This is a genomic window from Victivallis sp. (assembly GCF_048170485.1).
Taxonomy (GTDB): Bacteria; Verrucomicrobiota; Lentisphaeria; order Victivallales; family Victivallaceae; genus Victivallis.
Genome location: NZ_DBEXAY010000274.1, coordinates 1 through 4,873, shown reverse-complemented (window position 1 = coordinate 4,873; position 4,873 = coordinate 1). Strand labels below are relative to the sequence as shown.

Genomic DNA, 4,873 nt, shown 5'->3' with positions numbered 1-4,873 from the left:
GAATTATAAAACAAAAAACAAGTCATCTTTCAATCCGTCATTTAATCATAATGGGATAAATTCCCCGATGCTCGCATCGTTATACTGAAATTTTGAGGCTGCCCGCTGAGTGGATGTGCGAGGTTGGGCGTAAATACCCCGATGCTTGCATCGGGGATGGCCTTGACCGGAAAGCAAAATTTTTATTCAATAACTTCATGTAGTTCAATGAATTTTCACCTATATATTACCTCTTTGATATCAGGATAATCCTGTTCGTTATCGGCTCCGGCGGTCATGTGACTGCCGGGGCCGATTGTGTTTTAACATGGAGGTAATGAAAATGAAGATCAAAAAGAGTGTGTTGGCCGATGCGTTGAAGGTGCTCGGCAAGGTGGTGTCGCAGACTTCGCCGGTGGAGGTTCAGCGGTCGGTGCGGTTCCTCGGTGTCGGGGAACAGGTCTGGCTGACTGCAACTGATGGCGTGGAATCCGTCACGGTTGAAGTAATCGGCGATGCCGGGGAGATGGAGGAGTTCACGGGCGAGTATAAGGCGTTGCGTGAGCTGATCCGTTCCACGCGTGGCGGCGAGATTGAGGTCACGGGAAAGTCGCTCGAATGGCCGGAGCTGGAAGAGGTTCCCGAGGAGGCGGTTTCGGTCGAGCTTCCGGCCTCGTTCGGAGAGTTGCTCGCGTTGGCGGCTCCAGTTATGGATCGCGATGGTGCGCGGCTCATCCTGCGGGGCGTCAATCTTTCAGCTGAGGGCATCACCGCGACGAATGGGAAGGAGCTGCTGCATCTTCCTTGGCCGCTGGCGGTTCAGGAGGAGGTTACGCTGCCGTTTCCGCTCGCGTTGTTGACGGCCAAACCTGCCGCTCCCGGCGTGTTGCACCTCTGGAATCGGCGTAATGAGCGGCTCTTCCGGATCGAGATCGGCGGTTTCCAGTGGCAGGGTAAGGCGTTGCCGGGCAACTTTCCCGATTGGAAGCAGGTGATTTCTGCCGACAAGACGTCGGATTATCAGATTGAGATTCACGAGCCGGAGCGGGTCATTGAGTTTCTGAAAACGGTTCCCGACAGCCTGCCGTTCCATGCTGTCGAACTGAACGGGGTTCCGGGCGGCGTCACCGTGATCCCGAACAATTTCCCGGATATGGAGCTGCGGTTGGAGGCAACGGTGGTCGGCGCTCAGCCTCGCGCAGTACTGGCGCTCAACAAGTATATCCTGCTGCGGATGCTTCAACAGGGCTATACGAAATTCCGGGCACATTCGGACGGCAGGATACCGGTTATTGCCGAGGGCGGCAGCGGCCGGTATCTCGCGATGCCGATTCACATATTACCCAAACATCAACCCGAAAAGGAGGAAACGAAAATGGAAAACGTCGAAAACAAAATGGTGTCTGCCCCGGTGCAGACGGTCGCCCCGAACCATGAACCCGAAACCAATCCGCTGGATGAACTCTGCAATACCATCGATACGTTCCGGAATAAACTCAAACTCGCTTTGGACGAATCGACCCTGCTGGTGCGCAAGGTCAAGGAAGTTCAGCTTGCGCAAAAGCAGAAAGAGCGGGATTTCATTCAGGCGAAACGCGCCATCGAACGGATCAGAATGGCGATTTAGCGAAATACCACAAAACAAAAACGGACGGATAGCCGGGAGCCTCACAGCTCCCGGCTATCCGTCTTTTATGGAGGAATGACTATGTTGAAACTCAATGCGTCATATTCAAAGAAGGTTCCGGCCGGAGAGGAATATTCCAGCCAGAGCTATCATGCATCAGTCGAAGTGGAGCTGCCGGACGGGTTGTCCGGCGAGGCTCTTCAGGCTCGGATTCACGAAACGTTCGATCTGGTACGTAATTCTGTCGAAGCGGAATTGCACGGAAAAACTTCCGCGAATTACGGCGGTCGTCCGGCAGCCGGAACACCGCGAAACGGTTCTCAACGCAGCAGGTCAGGGGCACGTCAGAATGAGGCTCCGGCAAGTCCGAAACAGCTCTCGTATCTGCTCGACCTCGCCCGGCAGCGCGGCATCACTCCGCAGCAGATCGCGGCGCGGTTTCAGGTGCCGGACATCCAGCATCTGACCCGGCAGCAGTGTTCGGATCAGATCGATGAATGGAGGGCGGCGTAATGGCGACGATTGATGAACTGCGGCAGGAACCGCACTGGTCGTATTCGGCACTGAATACGTATCTCAATATCTGTCAGGCGCAATTCATGTACCGGTACGTGGATCAAGCCGAGGTCGAACGAACTTCGGTCTGCTTTCCGTTCGGCAAAGCCTTTCATGCGGCATTGACCGCTCAGGCGTGGGAGTGCATGATGGGCGGTTCGCTGACCCGTGATGAGATCGTCGGACAGTTTGAAGAGGCGTTCAAGATCGAAGCCGAAGCTACCCCGAACCTGATCTACAAGGAGGGCGAGAACTTCGACACGGTGATCGCTCTTGCGACCAAGATGCTGGATGCGGCGTTGGCGAACTGGTCGGATTACTACACGATCAAGGGCGTTGCACAGGCATTCAAGATTGATGTTCCCGGTCTGGACAAGCCGCTGATCGGTGAGTTCGATCTGGTGGTTCAGGATGGACGGGATGCCTGTATCGTGGACTGGAAAACCTCCGCGAACCGCTGGCCCGCCGGGAAAGCCGACCGCGATCTTCAGGCAACGGTGTTCAGCTATGCCTACGAGAAGCAGAACGGCACGACTTCGCTCTTTCGGTTCGACGTCATTACCAAGACGAAGAATCCGGGTTGTGAGAGCCACTATACCAGTCGCGGTTTTCACGATTTCCGGCGCTTCGAGGCGCTGGCGAATCGGGCGCAAGATGCGATCAACAAAGGCGTGTTCCTGCCCAATGAAACATCATTCGCCTGTAACGAGTGTCCGTATCGGGACCGTTGCAGACAATGGCATCTGAAGAAATGGAGGTGAAATCATGGGACTGATGATGAGTGAAGGCAAATTTGTCGGACGCGATGAAATCGCAATGATTCCGACTCCAACCGCTACCGCAAGCTGGAAGCCGGTGCCGCACAGTGAGGTGATCGACGCAGTAACCGACGTGGTCAAGGCGCACGACTGGCAGATTCTCGACGAACAATACGGTCTGGCCCGCGACGGCCAGCGGATGTTCGGGGTGATCCGAATCAACCGGAGTTCAAGCACAGAATGGAGTCGTTGCATCGGAATCCGCAACAGCCACGACCGGACGATTGCCGTCGGCCTGGCTGCTGGGCTTAATGTTCGAGTCTGCGCGAACCTCATGTTCGGCGGTAGTATGGTTCTGAAGCGGCGGCATACCTCCCGGATCGAGCTGAACGGTCTGGTTCTGGAAGCCGTAAACGCTCTGGAACTGGAGTTTCTGACTTTGGAAAATGTAGCAGAGGAGTTGAAGATCGATGAACTCAATGATGATGAAGTTCGTGCTTCGCTGGTGGTGGCGGCGGAGCGTCAGGCGATTCCATCGTGCGATATTCTGACCGTCTGGAAGGAGTTCAAACATCCTCAACATGAAGAGTTTGCCGAACCGACCCGGTGGAGCCTCTTGAACGCCTTCACCGAGACCGCCAAGAAGTACAGTCCCGCCCGTGCCGACCAGTGCTACCGCAGTCTGACCCGACTGTTCGGACTGGACGGCAAACCGGCGGAACTCTGGAAAAGATAGTCCACGGCGCTCTGCCCTGGTACGCCCTCCGGAAAAAGTGGTGCGATTTCCGGAGTATCATGCACCCCGGCGGCTTCGGTCGCCGGTTTTATCACTTGAAAGAAGGAATCGTGATTATGGCAAAAGTCTTTTGTCCCAATTGTGCTTCGATTGCAAACCCGCTTCATCGGGCCTGCACGGTTGGAACCGCAACCGGGATTACAGCAGGAGGTGCAACGGTAATCGTCGGCATGGTTCGCGGCGCCCGTGCGGGAAGTGCGTTGGGAGTTGCCGGCACTGCCATCGGTGCGGCTGCCGGAGCCGTGTTGAATCTCCTCTGGGGTATCACTTCCGGGGGACTGATCGGCGCTCAGGCGGGCAAATTGATCGATGAAAATGTAATCGGTCTGTACCGCTGTCCGAAATGTCATCTGCGATTCAAAGCGTAGATGGCTGAAAACTTCAGAGATACGCAGTAACGATGCGTGTCTCTTTTTTCGATTCATGCCGGAATATCAGATTTCCGCAAGCGTTTCCACAATTTCAATAAAACGTGCCGGAGTGACAATAAACATTTCCGGCGGGAAATGTTTGATATTGCCTGTTACAAGATAAGTATCATCCGTACCGGATTCTAATACAACTTCATAAAACGGCACATCTTTTTCGTCTGGAAGTATAACGCCGGTTTCTGTGACCTGAAGCAGTTTTCCGCAGTTACGCAGTTCTGTTAAAAATGTATCTACAAGTTCCGGAGTAAATCCAAATCTTTTTCTGCGCAACACGTCGTCATATTCAGCGAGAATAAGTTCACTGAACACCGGAATAACCGTTCCATCAAACAGATGATTCACAACTTTGACGGTTGCTGAATTTTCATGTTTTGCCAGCAATGCCGAAACCAGAACATTGGTATCAATCACTGCATAACATTTCATTTTTTGCCTCTGGCACAGTCTATTTCAGAATTGATTTCAGATAGAGACATCCCCTGAACACCATTGGTTTTCGCCTGTTTGCGTAGAGCTTGAAACGCGTTCGCCCCGGCTGTTTCGCCGGTGGCAAGCGAGATTTCAAATGGAATCCGTTTCTCGCGAATGACCGTTCTGGCAAAAATATTGATTGCAACGGAAGTATTCAAACCGAGCTGGGCGCAAATTTTGTCCAGCTCATTCTTCACATCGCTTTCCATGCGAACGCTAAATGTTGATATTGCCATCATGCACCTCTTATGTTATT

7 protein-coding genes are annotated in these 4,873 nt (G+C 53.5%); 5 read left to right on the top strand and 2 right to left on the bottom strand.

Annotated elements, in window-relative coordinates; translation table 11 throughout:
- Positions 1-322 precede the first annotated feature (322 nt).
- The 5 genes from ACMLHG_RS14175 (at position 323) to ACMLHG_RS14155 (ending at position 4,083) form a co-directional block, all read left to right on the top strand.
- Complete coding sequence (locus ACMLHG_RS14175; protein ID WP_417170912.1) at positions 323-1,606, top strand: hypothetical protein; 1,284 nt, start codon at positions 323-325, stop codon at positions 1,604-1,606.
- Between the two features lie 81 nt (positions 1,607-1,687).
- A complete protein-coding gene (locus tag ACMLHG_RS14170) occupies positions 1,688-2,119 on the top strand; it encodes a hypothetical protein (protein ID WP_417170911.1) in 432 nt (143 codons plus the stop codon).
- Positions 2,119-2,922, top strand: coding sequence for a PD-(D/E)XK nuclease family protein (locus ACMLHG_RS14165; RefSeq protein WP_417170910.1), 804 nt, complete (start codon positions 2,119-2,121; stop codon positions 2,920-2,922). The genes ACMLHG_RS14170 and ACMLHG_RS14165 overlap by 1 nt, the downstream gene beginning before the upstream one ends.
- 4 nt (positions 2,923-2,926) lie before the next feature.
- Entirely contained in the window at positions 2,927-3,655 is a 729-nt protein-coding gene (locus ACMLHG_RS14160; protein ID WP_417170909.1) for a DUF932 domain-containing protein, read from the top strand.
- Between the two features lie 116 nt (positions 3,656-3,771).
- Entirely contained in the window at positions 3,772-4,083 is a 312-nt protein-coding gene (locus tag ACMLHG_RS14155; RefSeq protein WP_154420892.1) for a hypothetical protein, read from the top strand.
- 66 nt (positions 4,084-4,149) lie between these two features.
- Here ACMLHG_RS14155 and ACMLHG_RS14150 read toward each other — a convergent pair whose 3' ends face one another.
- Positions 4,150-4,572: a putative toxin-antitoxin system toxin component, PIN family gene (locus ACMLHG_RS14150; protein WP_417170908.1), complete on the bottom strand. Its 423-nt coding sequence runs from the start codon at positions 4,570-4,572 to the stop codon at positions 4,150-4,152.
- On the bottom strand, positions 4,569-4,853 hold the full coding sequence (locus ACMLHG_RS14145) for a type II toxin-antitoxin system RelB/DinJ family antitoxin (protein ID WP_417170913.1): 285 nt from the start codon (positions 4,851-4,853) through the stop codon (positions 4,569-4,571). The genes ACMLHG_RS14150 and ACMLHG_RS14145 overlap by 4 nt, the downstream gene beginning before the upstream one ends.
- Between the last annotated feature and the right edge of the window lie 20 nt (positions 4,854-4,873).